11 protein-coding genes are annotated in these 22,953 nt (G+C 65.3%); 2 read left to right on the top strand and 9 right to left on the bottom strand.

Annotation, left to right across the window (positions count from 1 at the left end; translation table 11 throughout):
* Positions 1-2,665 (top strand): DUF4214 domain-containing protein (locus NX774_RS18695; RefSeq protein WP_258823768.1); only part of this gene is annotated, 2,665 nt, incomplete at its 5' end.
* Positions 2,666-2,805: 140 nt separating this feature from the next.
* Here NX774_RS18695 and NX774_RS18690 read toward each other — a convergent pair.
* Together NX774_RS18690 and NX774_RS18685 are read right to left on the bottom strand one after the other, a co-directional pair.
* The gene (locus tag NX774_RS18690; RefSeq protein WP_258823767.1) at positions 2,806-3,654 is read right to left on the bottom strand and encodes a MipA/OmpV family protein; all 849 of its coding nucleotides are present in this window, start codon (positions 3,652-3,654) and stop codon (positions 2,806-2,808) included.
* Positions 3,655-3,847: 193 nt separating this feature from the next.
* Complete coding sequence (locus NX774_RS18685) at positions 3,848-4,957, bottom strand: acyltransferase family protein (protein ID WP_258823766.1); 1,110 nt, start codon at positions 4,955-4,957, stop codon at positions 3,848-3,850.
* Between the two features lie 126 nt (positions 4,958-5,083).
* Here NX774_RS18685 and NX774_RS18680 point away from each other — a divergent pair, with 126 nt between their 5' ends.
* Complete coding sequence (locus tag NX774_RS18680; protein ID WP_258823765.1) at positions 5,084-5,944, top strand: sulfurtransferase; 861 nt, start codon at positions 5,084-5,086, stop codon at positions 5,942-5,944.
* Between the two features lie 119 nt (positions 5,945-6,063).
* Here the strand turns inward: NX774_RS18680 and NX774_RS18675 are convergent, their stop codons facing one another.
* From NX774_RS18675 to NX774_RS18645, 7 genes are all read right to left on the bottom strand, one after another.
* Positions 6,064-6,666 (bottom strand): DUF4214 domain-containing protein, encoded by a 603-nt coding sequence (locus NX774_RS18675; RefSeq protein WP_258823764.1) that lies wholly within the window; start codon positions 6,664-6,666, stop codon positions 6,064-6,066.
* A gap of 209 nt (positions 6,667-6,875) precedes the next feature.
* Positions 6,876-13,175 carry a DUF4214 domain-containing protein gene (locus tag NX774_RS18670; RefSeq protein WP_258823763.1) on the bottom strand — a complete coding sequence of 2,100 codons (6,300 nt, stop codon included), beginning with the start codon at positions 13,173-13,175 and terminating at the stop codon, positions 6,876-6,878.
* 300 nt (positions 13,176-13,475) lie between these two features.
* Positions 13,476-14,837 (bottom strand): TolC family outer membrane protein, encoded by a 1,362-nt coding sequence (locus NX774_RS18665; RefSeq protein ID WP_258823762.1) that lies wholly within the window; start codon positions 14,835-14,837, stop codon positions 13,476-13,478.
* A gap of 2 nt (positions 14,838-14,839) precedes the next feature.
* Positions 14,840-16,198 carry an HlyD family type I secretion periplasmic adaptor subunit gene (locus NX774_RS18660; RefSeq protein WP_258823761.1) on the bottom strand — a complete coding sequence of 453 codons (1,359 nt, stop codon included), beginning with the start codon at positions 16,196-16,198 and terminating at the stop codon, positions 14,840-14,842.
* Positions 16,198-18,030, bottom strand: a complete 1,833-nt coding sequence (locus NX774_RS18655; RefSeq protein WP_258823760.1) for a type I secretion system permease/ATPase — start codon at positions 18,028-18,030, stop codon at positions 16,198-16,200. The genes NX774_RS18660 and NX774_RS18655 overlap by 1 nt, the downstream gene beginning before the upstream one ends.
* Before the next feature lie 272 nt (positions 18,031-18,302).
* Positions 18,303-20,939, bottom strand: a complete 2,637-nt coding sequence (locus NX774_RS18650) for a DUF4214 domain-containing protein (RefSeq protein ID WP_258823759.1) — start codon at positions 20,937-20,939, stop codon at positions 18,303-18,305.
* A gap of 448 nt (positions 20,940-21,387) precedes the next feature.
* Positions 21,388-22,683 (bottom strand): FecR family protein, encoded by a 1,296-nt coding sequence (locus tag NX774_RS18645; protein ID WP_258823758.1) that lies wholly within the window; start codon positions 22,681-22,683, stop codon positions 21,388-21,390.
* Positions 22,684-22,953 lie beyond the last annotated feature (270 nt).

The following is a 22,953-nucleotide window of genomic DNA, read 5'->3' as shown; positions in this document are numbered from 1 at the left end:
CGACAGCGGCGCCCACTGGAGCGCCGGCAGCGGCACCAGCTTCGTCCTGGCGGAAGGCGGCTACGCGGCCGGCGCGGTCCAGGTGCGCTACACCGACAACGCGAGCAACCTGAGTTCCGCCGGCAGCAACGGCGCCGTCATCAGCGTGGACCACACGGTGGCCGCACCGGGCGTGGCGCTGGCTGCGGACACCGGCAGCAGCGGCGCCGACGGCCTGACCAACAATGCCACGATCAATGTCGCCCTGGCGGGCGATGCGGCCGGCTGGGAGTACAGCACCGATGGCGGAGCGCACTGGACCGTTGGTAGCGGCACCAGCTTCGTGCTGCCGGAGGGGAGCTACGCTGCCGGCACGCTGCAGGTGCGCCAGACCGACCTGGCCGGTAACCTGAGTGCGGCGGCCGGCAATGCCGCGGCAATCACGATCGACACCACGGCCGGCGCGCCTGTCATCGGGCTCGCCGCCGACACCGGCGCGAGCGCGAGCGACGGCATCACCGCCAACGGCAAGGTCAACGTCACCACCGCGCTGGACGCATCGGGCTGGGAATACTCGACCGACGGCGGTGCGCACTGGGCCGTCGGCAGCGGTAACAGCTTCGTCCTGGGAGCGGGAACCTGGGCCAGCGGCACCGTGCAGGTGCGCTATACCGACAACGCCGGCAACCTGAGCGCGGCCGCAAGCAATGCCGCCGCGATCACGGTGGACCTGTCCGCGCCGGCCCCCACGCTGGCACTGCAACAGGACAATGGCGCCAGCCCCACCGATGGCATCACCACCAATCCGGCGGTCCAGGCCACACTGCCGGCCGATGTGGCAAGCTGGGAATACAGCACCGATGGCGGCGCCACCTGGTCCGCTGGCCACGGCGTCAATTTCTACCTCACCCCCGGCAAGCATGTGGCCGGCATGGTGCAGGTGCGCTATACCGACCTGGCCGGGAACCACAGCGCGGCAGCATCCAATGCGACGGATTTCTTCATCGAGGAGGATGCTCCGCCCGTCACGCCCCCGGTCAAGCACACCGTCGACGGCGTCGAACTGGAAACCACCACGGTGACCAATCCGGACGGCAGCAGCAGCCAGGTGATCGTGGTGCCGGTGGTGACGCCGTCCCGCGTGGATGACACCGGCAGCAAGGCAGTGGCCGACATTCCCTTGGTCAGCTCAAGCGACGGCGTGCCGTTACTGACGGCGCAGCTTCCGACCGGCTATGGAATGCAGGTCGCCGGCTCGGCCGGCCCACAAGGCCCCGGCGCCAGCCTTGCCGAACTGACGCGTGACATCCAGGCCCACACGCCCGCCGGCTCGGCCAGCCAGGGCAGCCTGCTGGCGGGCGGCGCAGGCTTCCTCAACGAGCTTGCACCGGGCAGCTCGCTGGTGGTGCAGACGATCACGCCCAGCGTGGCGCAAAACGGGCAGCCGTCGGCCCCCATGGTGATCGCAGCCCCGCCCGCAGCCCCCAACTCGCCGCTGACCGCGGTGGTGATCGACTCGTCCAACGTGCCCGGTGGCCTTGCGATCCAACTACAGAACGTGCACTTCGCTGCCCTGATCGGCCCCATGCAGGTGACCGGCGGCGATGGCTCGCAGGTGGTGTTCGGCGATGCCTCGGACCAGTACATCGTGCTTGGGGCCGACGACGACGTCCTGCACGGCGGCGCCGGCAACGACACGGTGGGCAGCGCAGGCGGCAACGACCGCGTCTACGGCGACGAGGGGAACGACGTGGTGTTCGGCGGCGCAGGCGACGACTATCTCGATGGCGGCACCGGTACCGACGTGGTGCTGCTGCAAGGCGCCAGCCGCGCCGACTACAGCTTGCGCTTCGACCACGGCAACCTGGTCGCGACGCAGCTGCACGGCGGCCCGGACGGCACCGACACGATCGCCAATGTGGAAGTGCTGCGCTTTGCCGGCGCGCACCCGGACATGGGCACCGACGCGAGCCTGCGGCGCATCTACGACACCCTGTTCGACCGCCCTGCCGATGGGGCAGGAGCGGCCTGGTGGAGCGCGGCCGCCAGCCACGGCATGGCGCTGCACGACATCGCGGCCAACCTGCTGGCCTCGAGCGAAGCGAAGGGCAGCGCCGGCCTTGTCAACGCGGCCTTCGTCGACCAGCTGTACCGGGACGCGCTGGGCACCGCCCCGGTTCCGGCCGACGAACGCGCGCACTGGATCGGCCTGCTCGACCAGGGCAAGGCGGACCGCGCCGACGTCCTGCTCGGCATTGCCAACGGCACGCAAAAGCTCGCGCTGGACGCACAGGAGCATTCGGACCTGGCGTTCGTGGACACCGATGCGGCCACCGTCGTGCGCCTGTACCAGACCGTGTTCGGCCGCCACGCCGACGAAGCGGGTGTCAACTTCTGGATCGGCAGCAGCGAAGCCGGCATGGCAATGCGCGACATCGTCAACGCCTTCCTGCAGTCGGTCGAGGCCCAGCAGCGCTACGGCGGCACCAGCGACAGCCAGTTCGTCGACACCCTGTACAACGTGGGCTTTGGGCGCCATGCAGACGCAGGCGAAATCGGCTTCTGGACCGACAAGCTGCACGCCGGCGCCATCAGCCGGGCGGACCTGGTGCTGTACTTTGCCGACTCGCCCGAGCAGGTCACGCTGGTGGGCAACAGCACCACCATCCCCGGGCTGACCGGTTAAGCCCGGAGACGGACGATGCACCGGTAGGGTGGGCAGCTCGCTGCCCACGCGTTCAACGAACGCCGGCTGGACGCGTGGGCAGCAAGCTGCCCACCCTACGGATCACGCTGGCCGGTGCAGCCGGCCGGCCATCGCGATGCTCAGAACAGGTAGGACGCCGCCACCCCGATAATCCACTGGTTCTCGTCGCCACGGTCCTTGACCACCGGGCTGTCGGCCGCGTCGCCCAGCAGCCGCTCGTAGCGACCGGCCACCGTGACCAGCCATTTCGGGTCCACCTGGCTGGTCAGGCTGAACGGGATCTTGATCGAGGTGAGCCCCCCCTCGGCCTTGTAGGCCCGCCCGGCGCGCTCCGGGAACCGCGGCAGGTCCACGCCGTGGATGCCGAAATAGCGGTCGTTGAAATGGTCGCTGGCGAAGAACAGCCCGAAACCGAGCGTGCCCAGCAGCGGCTTGCCGAACAGGCCTTGCGCAAACGGGTAGAAATAGGTGGCCTTGATGTTGCCCGTGGGTCCACTGTACACGCCCGTGGTATTGCCGACGATGTCGGCCGAGAAGACCACCTTGTGCAGCGGACGCCCGGGCTCGAGCGGCATGTGGTAGTCGACGAACACGCCAATCTCGGTGGCGCTGGGCACCGGCCGCATGTGCTTGACGACGGCGTCGTCCACGTCGTCGTCGCGACGCTGGCGGAACCGGATCAGCGGGCCGGCGCGCAGGTCGGTGCGGTAGGGCACAAGGTTCAGCCGCACCTCCGGGCCGAGCACCTGCACGTACTGGGTGTCGCTCCAGCTGTAGCGAATCAGCGGCGCGGCGGCCGCCTTGTAATCGTCCGAACCGTAGTAATCGGGCACCGAGAAAACGCCCAGGCCAATTAGGTTGGCGTCCTGCGGGATCTGTATCGGAATGAGCTCCTGCGCGGCGCCGTTCTGGGAGAACAGCACCGCCGCTGCCGCAAGGCCGGCGCTCAATAGCTTGGATCGCGTCATGACTTACCTCCTGAAAGATGGGACCACGTGTGGCTTTCGATGTACGAGCCCATCGTACGAAGGCATCCCGGTGCGCGCTTGCGGCATCTCAAGCGGGAAATGGAACTTGCGGATCAGGCGCCGGAAGACAGCGCGCGCGTGGCGCAAAGCCATCGCTTGCGCCCCACGCAAAAAAGCGCTTCGGCGACGCTTCTCAGGCCGCGGGAGCCACGGCCGGCGCCTGCCTGGCGCCGTAGCTGCGGCGCATGCGCAGGAACGGCTCCTCGATCGTGTTGTAGCTGATGGTCGCCACCATCCAGGTAAAGCCATAGGACGCCACCAGCATGATCGCCGCATCAAACCACGGCTGGCCGGTCGGGCGCACCAGTCCCACCTTGGTCGCCAGCACGTGTAGCACGCCCATGTGCAGCAGGTAGAACGAGAAGCTGACCTTGCCGCCGTGGCACAGCGCACGCTCGATCGCGCCCGGCAACCGGCGCTGGAACGACACCCAGGCCACGATGAAGAAGGCCCACCCGGCGCTTTCGAGCATCGACCAGAAGATCCAGAACGACGACTTGGGAGCGCCGCCGAACGGCGCCACGGTGTGCATCAGGGCCGTGGTGCACACTACCACCACGCTGGCCGCGGCCAGCAGCACGGGCGCGCGTTCCTGCAACCTGGCGCGGCGCCCCTGCAGCAGCATGGCCGCCGCCATCCCGATCAGGAACTGGTCGAAGCGCCCGACGAAGGTGCTGAAGTACATCAGCGTGCTGTTGTCGTTGACCGTGTACGCGGCCACCTTGAAGAAGGCCATCAGCACCAATAGGTTGGCCAGGTAGCGCACGCCGCGCTCCATCGCAAAGCGCGCCAGGAACGGGAACACCATGTAGAACAGGAACTCGACCGAGATGGTCCAGGCCGCGCCGGTGACCACGGTGCCGGAAGTGGGCGCCAGGCCCAGGTTGGTGGCGAACAGGTAGAGCAGGTCCTGCGGCTGGAATTTGTCGCGCCCGATCGAGGTGGCGACCAGGAAGATGGTCAGGAACAGCGGAAAGATGCGCAACACCCGGTTGCGCACGAAGTCGCGGTACACGATCTGCTTTTGCACCAGCGCGATCTGCATGAACAAAAAGCCGGACAGCGTGAAGAACAGGCCGACGCCGGTGTGGCCCTCGGTGACCAGGGCGCTCCACGGCCCGGACAGCCCGGCGCCGGACAGGCCGCGATACTCGAGTTGGAAATGGAACAGGAACACGACCGTGGCGGCGAGCCAGCGCAGCTGGTCGATGCGGGGGTTGTACTGGATGTTCAGCGATTGCATGCGTTCCCGCCCTGCTTTTCAAAAGGGAACATTGTAAAACGAATCGCCGCGAAAACCACGCCGCGCGCCAGCGCACCGCCGCGACTGGTTCTATAATACCGCCCTTACCTTCCGCCCCCATTCCCCATGCACGTCAACATCGCCGCCTACAAATTCGTCACGCTCGACCACCTGGACGCGCTGCGCGCGCAGTACCAGGCGCGCTGCAACGAACTGGGCCTGAAGGGCACGGTCCTGCTGACGCCCGAGGGCATCAACATGTTCGTGTCCGGCCCGCGCGCCAGCATCGACGATTACCTTGCGTGGGTAAAAAGCGACGCGCGCCTGGCCGACCTGGAATGGAAGGAAAGCCTGTCGAACGAGCAATCGCACAAGCGCATGCTGGTGAAGATCAAGAAGGAAATCATCACGATGCGCATGCCGCTCATCAAGCCCGAGCTCGGCCGCGCGCCGGCGGTGGACGCGCGCACGCTCAAGCGCTGGCTCGACCAGGGCGTGGATGACGACGGCGTGCCGGTGGTAATGATGGATACGCGCAACGCGTTCGAAGTCGATGTCGGCACTTTCGACAACACGATCGACTACCGCATCGACAAGTTCAGCGAGTTCCCGCAAGTGGTGGCCGAGCACAAGGACGAGCTGCAGGGCAAGACCGTGGTGACCTTCTGCACCGGCGGGATCCGCTGCGAGAAGGCGGCGATCCACATGCAGGACATCGGCTACGAGCGGGTGTACCAGCTCGAGGGCGGCATCCTGAAATATTTCGAGGAAGTGGGCGGCGCGCACTACACGGGCGACTGCTTCGTGTTCGACTACCGCACCGCGCTCAATCCCAGGCTGGAGCCGACCGAAACGGTGCAGTGCTTCGCCTGCCGCGCCGTGGTCACGCCGCGCCAGCAGCTCTCGCCCGACTACGTCGAGGGCCAGTCGTGCCCGCATTGCGCGGGCCAGCAGAACGCGGCTGGCGCCTCGGCCCGGCTGGCGTAGGGTGGGCAGGTCCCCTGCCCACGCGTTCAAGCGGCGCAGGTAAGACCAGGAACCAGAACGCGATGATGTGGCTGGACGCGTGGGCAGGAAACCTGCCCACCCTACCTCGCTACAACCGTTCAGAAAACCGGCGGCGGCATGTCGGACACGCCAACCAGATGCGCGCCGTCCATCCCCAGGCCTGCGGCATGCACGATGTTGCTGATCACCGAGTCGATGGTACCCGGGTCGCTCGCATTCGCGGCCGACTGCAAATCCTTGACCGTGGCAATGAAATCGATCGCCAGCTTGTTGGCCGCGTCGCCCGAGTACGCCTGCTTTTCCACGTCCGTGTCCAGGCGCGCGGTGAAGGTGGTCGCCACCGCAACCTTGGCGTTGTAGGCGAACAGGTCGGTGGTCTGGGCGCCGGCCGCGATCTGGGTCACCACGTTGTCGATCGTAATGGTGTGCGCGTCCAGCTTTTGCGCCCACCAGTCCACCCCGGCCTGCTCCGCCGGCCGGCCGAACAGGTGCAGGTACACGGTGCTCACGATCTGGGCGTTGGTCATGCCCGCGTACGCTGCCTTGTACTCGGCCGAGGTCGAGAACTGTGCCGACATTTCCTGCAAGGCGTTCGGGTTGGTCTGCAGCTGGCCGGTCCAGAACGCCAGCCCCGCCGGGTCGGCCGGACGGCTGAAGTAGGCCACATACAGCTTCTCTACTGCATTGATGTTGTCTGCCATGACGATATCTCCGGTTCAATTAGAGGTGAGAAAATCCTACCCTAATTGCAAAATCGGAGGCGCAGCGGACTCTGCGGTGCGGGACCACTTTCCGCAAAGAATCTCGATAGCTAAAGCATGACAACAGGAATCATGCGCGGCTTAAATGTTAAATTCAAATAAAAAAGACCACGTTCCGCTTCCGGAACGTGGTCTTCGCCGCAGGCTGATCAGCCCATGACTACATTGCCGCCCTCGACGTGGGCATTGTTGCCGACGCCCACGACGCGCACCACGAGGTCGGCACTCGTGATCGCGTCGTCGCCGTTCATATCGACGACCAGGAACTCCTGACCATCGCTGAACGACATCAGTACCGCGTCAACGCCGCCTGCACGGCCAGCCTGGGCGGAGCCGAAGAACTGGTTGAGCTGGCTGAGCAATGCGCTGCCAGTCGCATTCGCGGTGGCGCCAATGCCCATGGAAGTGATCCAGTCGACGTTCACCGCCAGATCGAAGATGTCGCCCACGTTGAACTGCACCACGTCAAAACCATGGGCCGGCAGCGCATCGTTGACGACGTACGAATCGCTGGCTGCGGTGTACACGTACGTGTCGTTGCCGGCTCCGCCGTCGAGCGTATCCGCACCGGCACCGCCGCGGATCACGTCGTCCTTGGCGCCGGTGGTGATGGTGTCGTTGCCGGTGGAGCCGGTGATGTCGTACTGCAGCGAAGCCTTGAAGTTCGCCTGCGTCAGCGCAGCCGATGGATTGGAGAAATTCACCGCGAATTCTCCAAAACCACCGTCCGAATTCAGGTCGATCAGGCCAACGTTGGTCGCGAAAGCCCCGACCTGACCCGCCCACGCGCTCGCTGAGCCGGTCCCGATGTACACGTTGGTGTTGTGATTGAAGGTCGGCACATTGATGGCGACGACCTTGAGCGTGTCGATGCCAAACTGGAAGCCGTCGATGGTGTCGTCGCCGTGGTCGTCACCGCCCCCGGCGCCGGCCCCGGACAACGATGCGCTCCAGCCGGAATCGGACGACCAGTTGTAAGCACCGCCGGCGATCGTGGTGCTGACCACCACCGTGTTCGTCCCTGCTCCCAGTGCAATCTGGTCCACCCCAACGCCGCCCGTGACCGTGTCGTTGCCGTCGCCGCCGAACAGGAAATCGGCCCCGGAGGTGCCAGTGATGACATCGTTGCCGCCCAAACCGCGCACGTAGCCGCCGCTCAGGCTGTCATCGCCCGCCGTACCTTCCACCACGGTGTTGTTGCCGACCATCTTGATCGTGCCGGACAAGCCCAGGAAATCCGACAGCGACAAGCCCTTCGACGCCACATCCTGCAGCTTGATGATCAGGTCCAGTCCCGAATCGTACTTGTGCATGTTCAGCGTGTGGTTTTCGCCCAGCACATAGACGTCCTTGCCGACCTGGCCGATGAACACACTGCCGTAGGTGGTGTAGGTCGGCAGGAAGGTGTTGGCCTCGGTAATCAGCGACGCCAGCGAGGCGTGCAGGGTCGAGCTGATGGTGTAACCGTAATTCGGGTGTGCCACGAAACCGGAGGCGGACAAGTCAACCTTGTCGGTGCCGGCGGTGAAATCGGTGATCGTGTCGTAGCCGGCGCCACCATTGACCGCCTCGACCGAGTCGGACAAGGCCTTGAATACGAACTTGTCGGCGCCCGCGCCGCCGGTCAGCACGTCAGCGCCGCCCTCCCCGGCCAGGCTGTCGTCGCCGTCGCCGCCGGTCAGCACGTCGTTGCCGTCGCCGCCCACCAGGTAGTCGGCGCCGCTGGTTCCGCTCAAGGTGTCATTGCCGCCAAAGCCCCACACATATTGTCCGGCCAGGCTCTCGGCATTGTCGGTACCGACGCCGAATATCTTGGTCGTGTCGGTGCCCGTGGCGCCACCGGCGGTCACTACCTTGACCACGCCGCTGGCGGCGGTGGTTTGCTTGCCGACGACGACGGTGCCGTTGACAGCGTCGCCACCGGTGGTCGAATAGACACGGGTCTCGGCCGAGGTGGCAGCGTCGACCAGGAAGATCTGGCCGGCGGTGTTGCTGGTCACCCTGATGCCGGAATAGCTCTCGGCTGCCGACATCACGAAGCTGAACGGGCCATCGATCAGCTGGCTGAGCGTCGGGCCGGCATTGCCGGCGGTGTCGATCGTGCGCAGCTGGACCACCGGATCGGCGTTGCTCAGGTCGATCGGGCCGGCGATGATGGTTTTGGTACTGGTGTCGATCGACCCGCTGTCTACATTGTGCCAGCCGCCGTCCGCCAAGCGCCACTGCACGATCGCGTCGCTGTCCAGGGTGCCGGCGTACCTGAAGTACACGCGGGCGCTGGTCAGGCTGGTCACGTTGGCGTCAGTCGTGGCCTGTTCCACCGCACTGAAGGACAGGGCACTGCCGTTGGGCGCGACAGTGTCGAGCGAGAAATGCAGCGCGGTGCTGGCGCCGACATTGCCGGCCAGGTCCACCTGGCGCACCAGCAGGTCCTTGATACCGTCGCCGCTGCCGGTCAGGTCGAGCTGGGTCGCGCCGTTCTGGCCGGTGGTCCAGTTGGTGCCATCCAGGCTGTACTGCCATGCCGTGCCGTTGCCTTCCAGATTGCTGAGCAGGACGCGGCCGGAGCTGGTAATGCCGTCGCTGCCGCTGGCGCCAGTGTCGCTGGCCAGCTGCACCTGCGGCGCGTCCGGCGCCACGCGGTCGAGCTGGAAGCTCAGCTGGCTGCCGGCACTGACGTTGCCTGCCTTGTCGGTCTGGCGCACCTGGAAGCTGTTCGCGCCCTCGGCCAGGGACGGCGCGGCCGTGGTCCAGGTGACGCCATCGGTGCTGTACTCGACCTTCGCACCAGCCTCGATACCGGCCACGTTGTAAGCGCCAGTAGCGGTGATGCCGTCATTGGCCGTGCCGTTCGGGCCGGCCGTGTCGGACTGCAGGGTGACCAGCGGCGCGCTGGCCTGGCTGTCGTACACGACGGTGGTGGACACCGCGCCGGTGGCATTGCCCGCCGCATCGACCGCGCGCAGCGACACCACGGTTTCCTTGTTCAGCCCGTTCGGCTGGCCGGCCGCCAGGTCGATGCCGCGCACGCGCACCGTGTTGGTGCTGGTGTACACGTCGATGTTCGCGCTGCTCCAGCTGCTGCCGTCGAGGCTGTACTGGAAGGTCTCGCCGGCGGCCAGGTCATTACCGTCGTAGATGAAGTCGACGTTGGCCATGCGCACATTGGTCACGGTGTCGAGCTGGGTGTCGTTCGCGCCCTGGGTGACCTGGCTGTAGGCGATCGTGCCCACGCCCGGCGCGCTGCCGTCGTAGCTGATCTGCTGGCTGGACGCGTTGCCCGCGTTGCCGGCCGCATCCACCAGGCGCACCTGGAGCAGCGGACTGCCGGTCACGTCCAGGCCGGTGATCGCTGCCGCGGTGCCGTCCACGCTCGCGTGTTCGCTCAGCCAGTGCGCGCCGTTATCCAGCGAGTACTGCAAGGTATCGCCGGCGCTTGCCGGCGACGACAGGGTCATGCGCACGGTCGCGCTGCCCTGGTTGGTGACGAAGTCGGCCTGGGTGTCCGGGCTGTCGCCGGTATCCTGGGTGACCGAGACAATCGAGAGCGAGGCGGCCGGCGCGGTGCTGTCGTACACGATGGTGCGGCTGGACGTGTCGCCGGCGTTGCCGGCCGCGTCCACCAGGCGCACCGACACGGTGGGCGCTTGCGCCGCGTTGATGTTGGCGATGGTGACCACGGCGCCGTTGACGCTTGCGTCCGGGGTGGCGCCGGCGGTCGTCCAGTTGCTGCCATCGAGCGAGTATTGCACGTAGTCGCCCGCGGCCGGCGCCGACGACAAGGTCGCGGTGACCGTGACGCTGGCCTGGTTGGTGACAAAGTCGTCGCTGGTGTCCGGGCTGTCGCCGCTGTCCTGGCTGATAGTCCAGGCCGTCACGGCCGATTGCGGGGCCTGGTTGTCATAAACCAGTTCGTGACGGGCCGTTTCGCCTGCGTTACCGGCCGCATCGACCACGCGCACCGCCACCGCCTGGGTGGTGGCCATGGCGATGCCCGAGATGGTCAACGTGGTCCCGCTCACCTGGCCTGCCGGGCCAGGCAGCAGGTTCTGCGGGTTCTGCGCGGTGGCGGTCAGCCAGGTCTGGCCGTCCAGCGAAAACTGGACGTACTCGCCATCGGCCAGCGCCGCCGACAGGGTCGCGGTGACGGTGGCCAGCGCCTGGTTAGTCACGAAGTCGTGCTGCGTGTCCGGCGAGTCGCCGCCATCTTCGCTGATCGCGTCAAAGGTGACGGCGGTGGCCGGCGCCTGGCCGTCGTACACGATCTGCTGGCTGACCGGCGTGCCCGCATTGCCCGCGGCATCGACCAGCCGCAGCGACACCGTCGGGTTGCCGGCTGTGGCCACGTCGCCAATCGACACGCTGGTGCCGTTGACGCTGGCGTTCGACCAGTTGGTGCCGTCGACCGAGTACTGCACATATTCGCCCGTTGCCAGCGCGCTGGCGAGCGTGGCGTGCACGGTGGTGGTTTGCTGGTTGGTGACGAAGTCGGCGCGCACATCCGGGCTGTCGCCGCGGTCCTCACCGATCTGCGCGATCGTGATGGCCGTGGTCGGCACGATGCCATCGACCTGCACGGTGCCGGCCGGATTCACGTTGTCAAAGCCGGTCGCAAGCACCGGGTTGCCCACCTGGTCGGCCACCTGGCCGGAGAAGGCATTGGTGAGCGCAGTGGCCAGGTCGGCAATGCTCTCGCCCGCGTGCGGCGTGTAGGTGAACACCAGCGTGTGGCTGCCGGCGCCGCTGGCATACGTGGCCGTACCGCCATTGTTCAGCGTAATGGCCGGGGTCCCGTTGACGTCCACCACCTTGCTGAAGGTAACGCTCAAGGAGATCGGCTCGCCGATGGCGAGCTGGCCATCGTTGACGCCGTAGGCGATGGCGGTGACCAGCGGCGCCGTCTTGTCGATCACCGCCTGGATCACGTTGCTGGTGCTGATGTTGCCGGCCGCGTCGGTCACGCGCGCACGGAAGTACCAGGTGCCCGAGTCGAGGCCGGTGGTGGTGGTCGCCGCGCTCCATGCCTGGCCGTCGTGCGACACCTGGTAGGCCACGGTCGCGCCATCCTCGGAGCCGGTGAGCTGCAGCGCGAAGGTGTCGTCGTTGGTGACGCCCTGCGACAGCCCGGTGCCGGTGATGGCCAGTCCGTCGAACGCGAGCACGCCGGCGGCCGGCGCGACGCTGTCGATCACCGCGTCGAGCGTGGCCATGTCGAACTTCGACAGGCCATCGAGCAGGGCGCGCTCCTCGGCCGACAGGGTGCCGGTGAGCTTGAGCGCGCTGGCGTTGTTGACCAGGTCGGCGATGGCCGGCGAGGCAAAAGTGCGCGCGCCTGGCTCGCCGGTGAAGATGGCGCTCTTGCTGTCGATGATCTGCCAGGCGTCCACGCCGTCGAGCCCGGCGACGGCCGGGCCCACTTCGGCGGCGGTGCCGGCGATCGTGACGTTGCCGGCGTAACCGCCCGCAAGCACGTCGGTCAGGTCAGGCGAGCCTGCAAGGGCAACCGGGTTGCCGGCGCGGGTGATGGTGTTGTCGGTCAGGTTGACCAGTACGGCGTCATGGGCGGTGCCGGAGACGGTCAAGTGTCCGCCGTCCACCGACACGAAGAAGGTCGGCGCGGGCAGCGGGGCGGCGGTTTGGCTCGGGTACACCACCTCGACCGCGGCTGGCAGGCCGCCCTTGTCGAGCGCGACCACCACGTCGTGCAGGGTGGCATTGGCCGGCATCACCTGCAGCACCTTCTCCATGCCGCCGCCGCGCAACAGCGAATCGAGCGTGGCCGGGTTGCCGGCGGCAACTTGCGCCGAACCGGCCAGCGTTTGCAGCAGGCCCACCGGGTCGGCGCCGCCGCGTGCGGTGTCGAGCAGTGCCACCAGCGAGCCGCTGCCGGCCAGGGCCTGGATCACTTGCGGCGTCTGGCTGGCCACTTGCGCCAGTTGGGTTGCCGCGCTCACCATCGACTGCACCTGTTCCGCCGAGGTGGCCGTCCCGACCGCTTGCACCAGCAGGCGCCCCGCCTCGACCGCGGCGGCGCCGCTGTAGCCGGTGCCGTGCTGCGCCACCTCGGCGGTAAAGGCATTGGCCGCGTTCTGGCGCGCCGTGTTCAGGTCCAGGTCCGCCCCCTGCGCCCCTTGCATGATGGCGATGGCCGCAGCGGCCAGCGAAGTCTTGCCGCCGCTGATCGCATCGCTCCAGTACGCAAGGCCAGCGGCCTCCGGCGCGCGATCGAACAATCCGGTGTAAATCTGGTTGACACGCTCGTTCACAGCCGAGTTGCCAAAGCGTGCCTGCGCCTCCGGCGAATTGGCGAACGCGTCGATGATCGCGCTGAAGTCGCCACCAGCGCTGGCCAGGGCCTGGGACCAGAATGCCAACCCGGCCGGATCGGCGGGACGCCCGTAGTACGCCAGATAGAAGGAAGTAACTACGGAATCGAATTGCGCTGCCATTTTTTTCCTTTATGTTGTTCAGTACCGAACGTTCATGTTGTCCGGGTTTCAAGATTTAGAACAATTATATGAACAGCATCAAGAAAATATTGTTAACAAAGGTGAATTTAAGTTTCCGAACAGAAACTTCGTCAAATTGGAGCGGAACACCGTTAAACCCAGGAGGCACGCCCCGGCATGACGGCCACGAGCCGTTGTGTCACGGCAACAACTGATGGCGCTTCGGGACGCTTGGGCGTCGAATGGAAAAATGCCCCGCCGCCGGATGGCGAGCGGGGCACGGAACGGGACAGGGCTGGCTTACGGGCGGAAGTAAGCGGCGATTTCGCGGATATCGGTGTCGCCAATGGTGCCGGCGATCGCGCGCAGCCGCAGCATGCCCAGCAGGTAGGTGTAGCGGGCCTGGGCCAGGTCGCGCTGGCTGGTGAACAACTGCTGCTGGGCGTTGAGCAGGTCAAGGTTGATGCGCACCCCGCCCTTGATGCTCTGCTCGGTGGCCTTCATCAGCTCCTTGCCCGACTCGACCGCCTTGATCAGCGCATCGATCTTGTGGGCGCTGCTTTGCACCACACTGTGCGCCTTGCGCAGCTCGACCATCAGCTTGTTCGTGCGCGCGTCCAGGTCGGCCTTGGTCCGCTCGTAGTTGGCCGCAGCCTGGCGCGTCTGCGCATTGACCGCCCCGCCGGCGTAGATCGGAATGCTGACCTGCACGCCGACCGACCGGTTCACCGTGTTCTGGGTGTACGTGTTCAGCGATTCGGAATCGCCCTTGCTGTAGCTGGCCACGAAATCCACGCGCGGGTAATGGCCGGCCTTGTTCCTGCTGATTTCCAGCCGCGTATTCTCCACCGCCAGGCGTCCCGCCGCCAGCTCGTGGTTACGCTCGAGCGCGAGCTTCTGCCATTTTTCGAACGGGCCGATGTCCAGGTCGGTCACGCGGAAACCGTCGGACAGCTTGTCGAGCTCGCCCGGGTCCATGCCGATGACGCCTTCCAGCGTGTTGCGCATTGCCACGACATTGTCTTGCGACTCGACCAGCATCGCTTCGGCCAGGTCGAGCCTCGCCTTCGTTTCCAGCATGTCGGTCTTGGTGCCCTCGCCCTTTTCGAACAGGCGCTGGTTGACCTTCTGCTGTTCCAGGTACATGTCGCGCTGCACCCGCGCCAGGGCCAGCTGGTCCTCGGCAAACAGGGCGTCGCAGTAGGCGCTGACCACACGGGTTGCGACCTCGTTGACGTTGGCGTCGTACTGCTGTTCGCTTTGCGCCGCCTGCACCTTGCCCTGGCGATAGCGCGCCACTGCATCCAGGTTGAGCAGCGACTGGCGCAGCTGGACGACCGACGAGCGGCTGATGTAGCGCGGATGGGAGGTCGAATTGTACGCCGGGTTGGCCGCAATGTTTTCGATGTCGGCGACATTGCGGCTGTTCGAGAACTGGGCCGACACGCTCGGCAGCAGGCCGGCGCGGCCGAGCACGGCATTCTCCTTGCCCGCCTCGTTTTCGTAGAAATTCATCCGGAACGTCGGGTCGTTCTTGAGCGCAGCCTGGTAGGCCTGCTGCAGCGTGACCGCGCCGGCGCTGCCGCCATACAGCGCCGCGACCACGGCCGCGCAGGCGCCCCGACGCAGGGCGCCGCACAGTGTCTTGGTCAGGTAAGCCACGCTCAATCCTCGCTCATCGACGATTTGGCACGATCGAACACCGGCTTGAGCAGGTAGTTCATCATGGTGCGCTCGCCGGTCTTGACGAACAGCTCCACCGGCATGCCCGGGATGATGTTCAGGTGGTGCTCGGCGATCAGCTTGGCGCCGTGCGGCGTCACGCGCACGCGCACCTTGTAGAACGCCTGGCCGGATTTCTCGTCGACCGTGCGGTCGGCCGCGACCTGCTCGACCTCGCCCTCGACGTGAGGGGTGCGGTTCGAGTTAAAGGCAACGAACATCATCTCGGTCTTCAGGCCCGGATGCACCTTGTCGACCAGGTTGACCGGCAGGGTGCCCTCGACGATCAGCGGATCGTCGCTCGGCACGATTTCCATCAGCCGCGCGCCGGCGCCGACCACGCCGCCCTGGGTGAACACGGCCAGGTTGACCACGGTACCGTCGACCGGCGCCTTGACCTCGACGTTGGCCAGCTCGAACTTCTGCGCCTCGCGCTTGGCGGCCAGCGCCTCCGATTCGCGCTGCACGTCCGACAGCGTGGTGCGCACTTCCTTCTGGTAGTCCTGCATGCGCTGCGACTTGCGCAGGGTCAGCTCCATCACCTGGCGCTGGGCGCGCCCGATGTTGCCGATGTCTTCCGAGAGCGCCCCGGACAGCTGGGCGTAGGTTCGCTCCAGGTCGAGCAGGCGGTTGCGCGCCACGTAGCCGTCCTTGGCCAGGTCGCGCATGCCGGTGAGCTGCTCCTTCAGCAGCTCCATCTGCTCCTTCTTGCTCTTGCGCGACTCTTCCAGGCCCTGGACCTGGATCTTCAGGCCGGCAATGCTCTCATCCAGGCCGCCCAGCTCGTTGTGCAGCGCGCCCTGGCGCGACGCCAGCAGCTGCTCCTGCAGGCTCAGCACGTCGGCCACGCGCGGCTCGGCGCGGCGCTTTTGCAGCTCGTCCGGGAAGGCGATCTTCGAGGCGCCGTTGCGCTCGGCGGTCAGGCGCGCCTCGGTGGCAAGCGCGGTCATGTACTGCACGTCGGTGACGTCGTATTGCGCCCGGGCGTTGATGGCGTTCATGCGCACCAGCACCTGCCCGGCCTTGACGACGTCGCCGTCCTTGACGAGGATTTCCTGGATCGTGCCGCCGGTCTGGTGCTGCACGGTCTTGCGGTTCGATTCCTTGGCCACGGTGCCCGACAGCGGCACGCCCTTGTCCAACGGCGCCAGCAGTGCCCACAGCAGGAAACCGCCCACGCCCAGCAGCACGATCAGCCAGCCCAGGCGGGCGTACTTGCCCGCGTCGGTGTTCACCTCGAGCGGCGTCACGTCATGCGACACGACCTCGGACGCCTTGGTTTTGCTTTCGATGAGTCTCATTATTTGCCTTCTCCAGTCGTGGCCTCGGCGGCCGCGTTAGCCGGTGCATTGCCTGCGGGCGCGCCGCCCGGCGCCTGCGGCGGCTGCGGCGGCTGCTGGGCAGCCTGTTGCGCCGCCTGGGCCTGCTGGGCCGCGAGCATCGCTTTCTTGTTCTGTTCGTTCAGCGCATTGAGCACGTCCTGGGTGGGGCCGAACATCTGGCCCATGCCGTCGCGCATCAAGAGCAGCTTGTTGGTGGCGCCGATCGCGCTGGTGCGGTGCGTGATCAGCACAATGGTCTTGCCGCGCCGGCGCAGCTCGAGCACCGCCTGCACCAGCGACTGCTCGCCGGCGTCGTCCAGGTTCGAATTGGGCTCGTCCAGCACGATCAGGGCCGGGTCGCCGTACATCGCGCGGGCCAGGCCCAGGCGCTGCTTCTGGCCGCCAGACAGGCCGGCGCCACCGTCGCCCAGCCGGGTGTCGTAACCCTCGGGCATATGCAGGATCAGCTCGTGCACGCCGGCACGCTTGGCCGCCAGCACCACCTTCTCCGGGTCCACCTCGCCAAAGCGGGCAATGTTTTCGCTCACGGTGCCGGCGAACAGTTCAATATCCTGCGGCAGGTAGCCGATGTTCGGGCCCAGCTCGTCCTTGTTCCAGGCATAGATGTCGGCCCCGTCCAGGCGCACCTTGCCGATCGCCGCCGGCCACACGCCCACCAGCAGACGCGCCAGGGTCGACTTGCCCGAGCCGCTCGGCCCGATCACGCCCAGCACGTCACCCGGGCTGATCGCGAACGACAGCCCCTTGACGACGGCGTTCTTCGCGCCCGGCGGCGCGGCGGTGATGCCTTCGACCGACAGCGCGCCTTGCGGCTTGGGCAGCGGCATGCCGGCTTCGCGCGGCGGGTTCAGTTCGAGCAACTTGGTCAGGCGCTCGTAGGCGCTGCGGGTGCTGCTCCACGATTTCCACACGGCGATCACTTGCTGCACGGGCGCGAGCGCACGGCCGACCAGGATCGAGGCGGCGATCATCATGCCGGCCGTGATCTTGTTATCGAGCACCAGCAGCGCGCCGAAGCCGAGTACCAGCGACTGGAACGAGGTCTGCACGAACTTGGTGGCGGCGTTGATCTTGCCGGCGATCTCGCTGGCATCGGCTTGCAGCTTGAGGAACTGGCCGTGCATCTTGAACCAGCGGCCGATCAGGTTGGGCAGCATGCCCATCGATTCGATGACTTCGGCGTTCCGCAGGTTGTTGGTGGCCATCGCCGAGGACGCGATCAGCATCGTATTGGCCTCGGCCAGCGGCTGGCGTGTCACCCGTTCGTTGACGATGGCCAGCGCCACCAGCAGCAAGGTGCCGCACAGCGCGAACAAGCCAAGCCAGGGCTCGAACAGGAAAATGACGATCAGGTAGACCGGGAACCAGGGCGCGTCGAAGAACGCGAACAGCGCGTTACCGGTCAGGAACTGGCGCAGGTTGGTCAGGTCCTGCAGCGACTGGCCGGCGTTGCCGCCCGCCAGCTTCAGGTTTTGCTCGAACGCGGCCGTGTACACGCGCTTGTTGAGCGTCATGTCGAAGCGCGCGCCCACCCGCACCAGCACGAACGAGCGGATCAGCTCGAGCCCGGACATCAGGGCGTACGCGCCCAGCATGATCAGGCTAAGCATCAGCAGCGTGATCTCGTTGCGGCTTTGCAGCACGCGATCGTAGATCTGCAGCATGTACAGCGACGGTACCAGCATCAGCAGGTTGATGATGGCGCTGAACACGCCCACCGTCCAGAACGTGCTCTTGAAGGCGAGCAGCGCCTGCTCGATCTCATTTTTCTTCGTCAAAAGTTTTTTCATATTGGCTCGAAGCGGGTTGGCAACGGCTGCAGTCCCGGCGCGAGCCACCATGGCAAGCGAGCTGGACGGGATTAAGCGAGCGAGACATTATCGCTCATAATTGTTCAAAAATGTGATGCACGTCACATTTTTTTGAAACGGGGCGCCAGAACGTGGGTTTTTGGCGTGTTGCCGCCGGGGGAAGGCAGCGGAAGGAAAAAGGCCGGGCTTTCGCCCGGCCTTTGGATTCAAGGGAACGGCGACGGGTCGCCGTTCCATCGAAGGCTATTGAATTACACAGCCGGGGTAGCGTGGGCGCTGAAGTCCTTGGTCAGGTCGTAGGTACCAACCAGTTTCACTGCCAGGTCGCTGTTGTCCAGGATGCCGTTGCTGTTGGCATCTTTGAACAGGTAGGTGTTGCCACCGAACTGGAAGAAGACGACAGCGTCAGCAGCAGCGTGCGAAGCAGCAGCAGCCTTGATGAACGCCAGGTCCAGGGTCGACTCAGCCGCGGTCAGGGCGACCTTGGCCAGGGTTGCGTGGCCAAGCACGGTGTCACCCATGGTGACGCCGCCGAAGGTCAGCACGTCGTTGGTCGAGGTTGCGTCGGTGGTTTCCAGGTTCGCGTCGAAGCCGGTGATGGTGTCCATCTTCGAGTAGGTCGAAGCGATGGTCAGCACGTCGTGGCCCGAGCCCAGGGTGATGCTCTCAGCGACAGCCGAGTTGCCGGTGAAGTTCAGGCCGCCGGTGATGTTGCCTGCCACGCCGGTGGCCTTGAGCGTGCCGCCCAGTGCCGATGCGTCGATGGTGGCCAGCTTGGCTGCGCCGGTCGAGCTCAGGGTGACCGTGCCGTCGCCCTTCAGGGTGATCGACTTCAGTGCCGACAGGCCGTCCACGGCGTTGGCGCCATCGACAGCGATGGTAGCCGCAGCCAGGTAGTCGGCGCCAACCGGCGAGCCGCCGTCGGTGCTGTTGACCACGTTGACGGTCAGGCCGGTCTGCAGGTCGCCCTTGATGGTGTCAGCAACACCAGCATATTTGCCGGTGGTGTCGACGTTGACGGTTGCGGTGTCAGCCAGGACGCTGATGGTCTTGCCGGTGGTGTCGGCGGTGACCTTCAGGTCGCCAGCGTAGTTAGCGACGTCGCCGGTTGCGGCAGCGCTCAGGTAACCCACGCCAGCGGCGGTCAGGTTGCCGTGGGCCAGGATCGCTTGCGATGCGCTGGTCACGCCCGATGCGTCAGCGTCGAAGGTCAGGTTGGTGAACTGTGCAACCTTGGCGCCGCTCAGGCCGGTGACCGAAGTCGCCATTTCCAGGGTTTCAACGTTCGACACCACGCTCGACAGCAGGACGTAGTCGCCAGCTGCGAAAGCGTAGCTAGCCGGCATCGACAGTTTCAGGGTGTCGGTACCAGCGCCGCCGTCGATCTTGTTGCCAGCAGCCAGGTTGATCTGGGCAGCGTTGATGACGTCGTTGCCGTCGCCGCCGTTGGCGGTGAAGGTGCCCGAAGCAGCCGAGCTGTCAACAGCGATGTAGATCTTGTCGTTGCCTGCGCCGCCATCGATCGAAGCCGAGGTCACGGTAGCCGAGAACTTGGTTGCCAGGGTCAGGGTGTCCTTGCCTGCGCCGCCCTTGATGGTCGAGTTGTACTGCGAACCAGCGTAGGTCACGCCGCCGGTGCTGCCCGAAGCGTCAACGGTAGCAACGTGGCCGGTGCCTTGCTCGGTCAGTGCCAGGGTGGTGGTGACTGCGGTGTTGACAGCAACCGAAGCGACCGAGTTGCCAGCGGCGTCGGTGCCCGAGGTCAGGTTCAGGGTCAGCTTGTTGTTGGTCAGGGTCGAATCGGCCTTAGTCAGCACGCCCGACACGGTCACGCTCGACAGCGAAGCGCCGTTCACGTTCAGGACAGCGTTGTTGGCGGCGTCGCCGGTCACGGCGGTGCCCAGGTTGACGCTGGCGCTGGAGGCGCTGGCAGCAGCGGCCACGGTGCGGTTGGCAGCAGCGGTCAGAGCTTGCGACTGGAAGCTAGCGGTGGTGCCAGCAGCCAGCTTGGACACGTCAACCGACGCGCCGATCTGGTTGATGGTCTTGGCGCCGGCGAAGGCCGAAGCGTTCAGGGTCGCGCCCAGGACAGCCTGGCTTTCGTTGAAGCTGATGGTCTCAACGCTGGTGGTGGTGATGCCGGTCAGGTTGTTGTTGTTTGCAGCGGTAACTTCGATGTTCAGGGTGTCGTTGCCGTTGCCACCGTTGGTGGTGTCAACCGAGTTCAGCGTGGTGGCAGCAGCGCCAGTGATGTTGTTGAATGCGAACGCGTTGATGACGTCATCGCCAGCGGTACCGTTGACGGTGTCCAGACCTTGGGTCAGGTTGAAGGTTTGGCCCGGGACCGGCGGGTTGGTCACGCTGTTGACGGTGGCAGCCAGGGCTGCGTCAGCGATAGCGGCCTTCAGGGTGGCGTCGTCCTTGATGGTCGACATCCAGGTCTTGGCCAGACCGTTGGCGACGTCGCCGCTGTAGCCCAGGATCTCTTGAGCGGTGTCCAGCTGTGCGGTGAAGGCGGTAGCAGCCGACACTTTCGCGTTGTAAGCAGCCAGGTCGGTGCCTTGGGCGCCGTCAGCGATGTTCTTGACGATGGTGTCGATGCTCAGCACGCCAGCTTGCAGCTTGCTTGCCCAGAAGGTCAGGCCCGGCAGGTCCGGGTTCGGGTTGTTGAACAGGTTCAGGTACACCTGGGCGACGACGTGGTATGCGTCCATGCCGGCGTAGGCCTTCTTGTATTCGTCCGAACCGGCGAATGCCTTCGAAACAACCGAGATGTCGCCCTTGTTGGCGGTCAGCACGCTTTCCCAGTTGGCCAGGCCAGCGTAGTCAGCCGGACGGTTGAAGTAAGCAACGTACAGTTTCTGGATTGCGTCGGTATAAATACCCATTTTTGCTCCAAGTAAAAGATCGATCAAAGTTAACTTGCAGTTGCTCAAGCTCCTGCAATCCAACGGTGCGAATCATGACAGACCGTGGCGTTCAAATAATGTGACGACGATCACAAACACAAATAAATTTTGTCTTTAAGTTGTATTTGTTCATTTCCAATGTTGGCTGTTAATTATCAAGGAACAGCTACACCAGCGCAAGATCATGTTGCCTGAGGGCGGCCGCTGGGAGCAAAAGATGCTGAACAATGCCCATACGACGCAATTTTTTGCGAATTTCCGACAGTAAATATTCGTGATTTGCCAAGCATTAGCCTGCTATACGGCAACATTTCACCTACAATTTGATACAAAAAGCCTGTGGCTGCATCGCATCAATCCCGTTTCTTGTTTGAAACCAGGTGAAAAAAAATCCCGCCAGCGGCGGGATGGCCGGGACCTGCAGCGCTCAGTGGGCCCAGTAGGTGACGCCACTGGCTTTGCGCGTATCGTCGAGCCGGCGCTCAAACAGGTAGGCCGCGCTGCCGCCGTTTGCATTGCTGAGTACACCGTCGACTTGCATGTTGTTATTTTGGTACTGCAGGTACTGATTGTTGGCAAACCGTCCGGCCGACGAGACGGCGCCCTCGGCGATCATCTTGAACGTTTCGCTGCCCGCGACCAGGTCGAAGCTGGTGGTGAAGGCGGCCTTGCCGAAGTCCACGCTGAACAGGCCGTTCTGTACCTGTGCCGGCAACGCGGCAACGGCCGGATTACTATTAAATATGTATGCCTCGCTCCCCTTCAGGTTGAAGGCGACGCTGCCGCGCTCGGGCAGCACGTATTCTGGCCCGGCAGTGCGGAAGATCACGAAGTTCGAATTGACCAGGCGCTCGGCGCCTTCCGGGCCGGTGAATGGCGCTGTCGGCGCCACGCCGGCCACGGTCGACCAGCGGCCCCACTGGATCTCGCGCTGCGGCCCGGCCGGCGGACCGGAGTCGACCACCGGCGGCGGCGTCACGACCGGGGTGCTTGGTTGCTGCGCCACCATCTTGTCGATCGAGTCGGCCTTGCGCACGTCGATTGCCGTGTCGCCCGGCGCGCCGGCCTTGGCCAGCGGTTCGTCGGTGCGCGGCGGAGCCAGCTGGTCCGGGGCACCGGCGCTGCCGGCAAGCAGTTGGGGCGCCAGCTGCCCGCGCTTGACTTGCAACAGTTGCCCACGCTGGGCGGCCGACAGCTCACGGCTGGCCGCGCCTTCGCACGGGCCGGCGCCATCCGGGCTGCAGGCGCCGCCGAAACCGCTGACGATGACGCGCCCGGTCAGCACGGCCACGCGTGAAGTCTCCGGGTCGGTATAAACGGTGAAATCGGTGCCGCGCACGCCGATGGCGGCCACCGGGGTGTTGAAACGGAAGTTCTGGCGCGCCAGCTTGACCGCGTCGCCCGACTTGCTGCGCGCCACGCCATTGATCAGCTCGAGCTTGACCCGGGTGTTGGCGGGGTCTTTGGTGTCAATATGATAGGTGACGATGCGCGCACGGGTGTTGGGGCGCAGGATGAACAGGCCGTTGTCGGCCGTCTTGACATATAAGTAGCCATCGGCCCCGGTCGCGAGCAGGTCGCCCTCCTGCACCGGCGCGCCTTCGGCTGCCGCGCGCTCGGCAATGGTGGTCGCGCCGGCAGCAAAAATGACCTTGCCCGCCTCGGCGGCATGGGCTTGTGCGGCCAGCGCAACACTGCAAACCAGGATTGATCGACGCAACATTTCTTATTCCCCTTTTCTCGCGATTATCCGCAGCAGCCATCGCAGCTTCCGTGACGGCCATCACATTTTAGTGCAAACTAGCTGAGCTCGCTTCGCCGAATTTGAACACGGAAGGTTGCGCGGCAAGTGTAACGAGACGCTATACTGCGCGTTTCAATTTCTGGAACAGAAGCACTTTCCTCTGGGCTGCGTGGTCGAAAACACTCTTACATCTACTGCTGCGCGGCACCGTTTCCGCGTCCCGGCGCCAGTCGCGCGGGCGGCGATTGC

The organism is Massilia agilis, assembly GCF_024756255.1.
Lineage (GTDB): Bacteria > Pseudomonadota > Gammaproteobacteria > Burkholderiales > Burkholderiaceae_D > Telluria > Telluria agilis.
This window is presented reverse-complemented; position numbering and strand designations above follow the sequence as displayed.

Bases quoted from the DNA above. Each gene is read 5' to 3' on its own strand.
- NX774_RS18650 (WP_258823759.1), bottom strand. From the start codon at position 20,939: ATGGGTATTTATACCGACGCAATCCAGAAACTGTACGTTGCTTACTTC.
- NX774_RS18680 (WP_258823765.1), top strand. From the start codon at position 5,084: ATGCACGTCAACATCGCCGCCTACAAATTCGTCACGCTCGACCACCTG.
- NX774_RS18655 (WP_258823760.1), bottom strand. From the start codon at position 18,030: ATGAAAAAACTTTTGACGAAGAAAAATGAGATCGAGCAGGCGCTGCTC.
- NX774_RS18670 (WP_258823763.1), bottom strand. From the start codon at position 13,175: ATGGCAGCGCAATTCGATTCCGTAGTTACTTCCTTCTATCTGGCGTAC.
- NX774_RS18645 (WP_258823758.1), bottom strand. From the start codon at position 22,683: ATGTTGCGTCGATCAATCCTGGTTTGCAGTGTTGCGCTGGCCGCACAA.
- NX774_RS18675 (WP_258823764.1), bottom strand. From the start codon at position 6,666: ATGGCAGACAACATCAATGCAGTAGAGAAGCTGTATGTGGCCTACTTC.
- NX774_RS18660 (WP_258823761.1), bottom strand. From the start codon at position 16,198: ATGAGACTCATCGAAAGCAAAACCAAGGCGTCCGAGGTCGTGTCGCAT.
- NX774_RS18685 (WP_258823766.1), bottom strand. From the start codon at position 4,957: ATGCAATCGCTGAACATCCAGTACAACCCCCGCATCGACCAGCTGCGC.
- NX774_RS18690 (WP_258823767.1), bottom strand. From the start codon at position 3,654: ATGACGCGATCCAAGCTATTGAGCGCCGGCCTTGCGGCAGCGGCGGTG.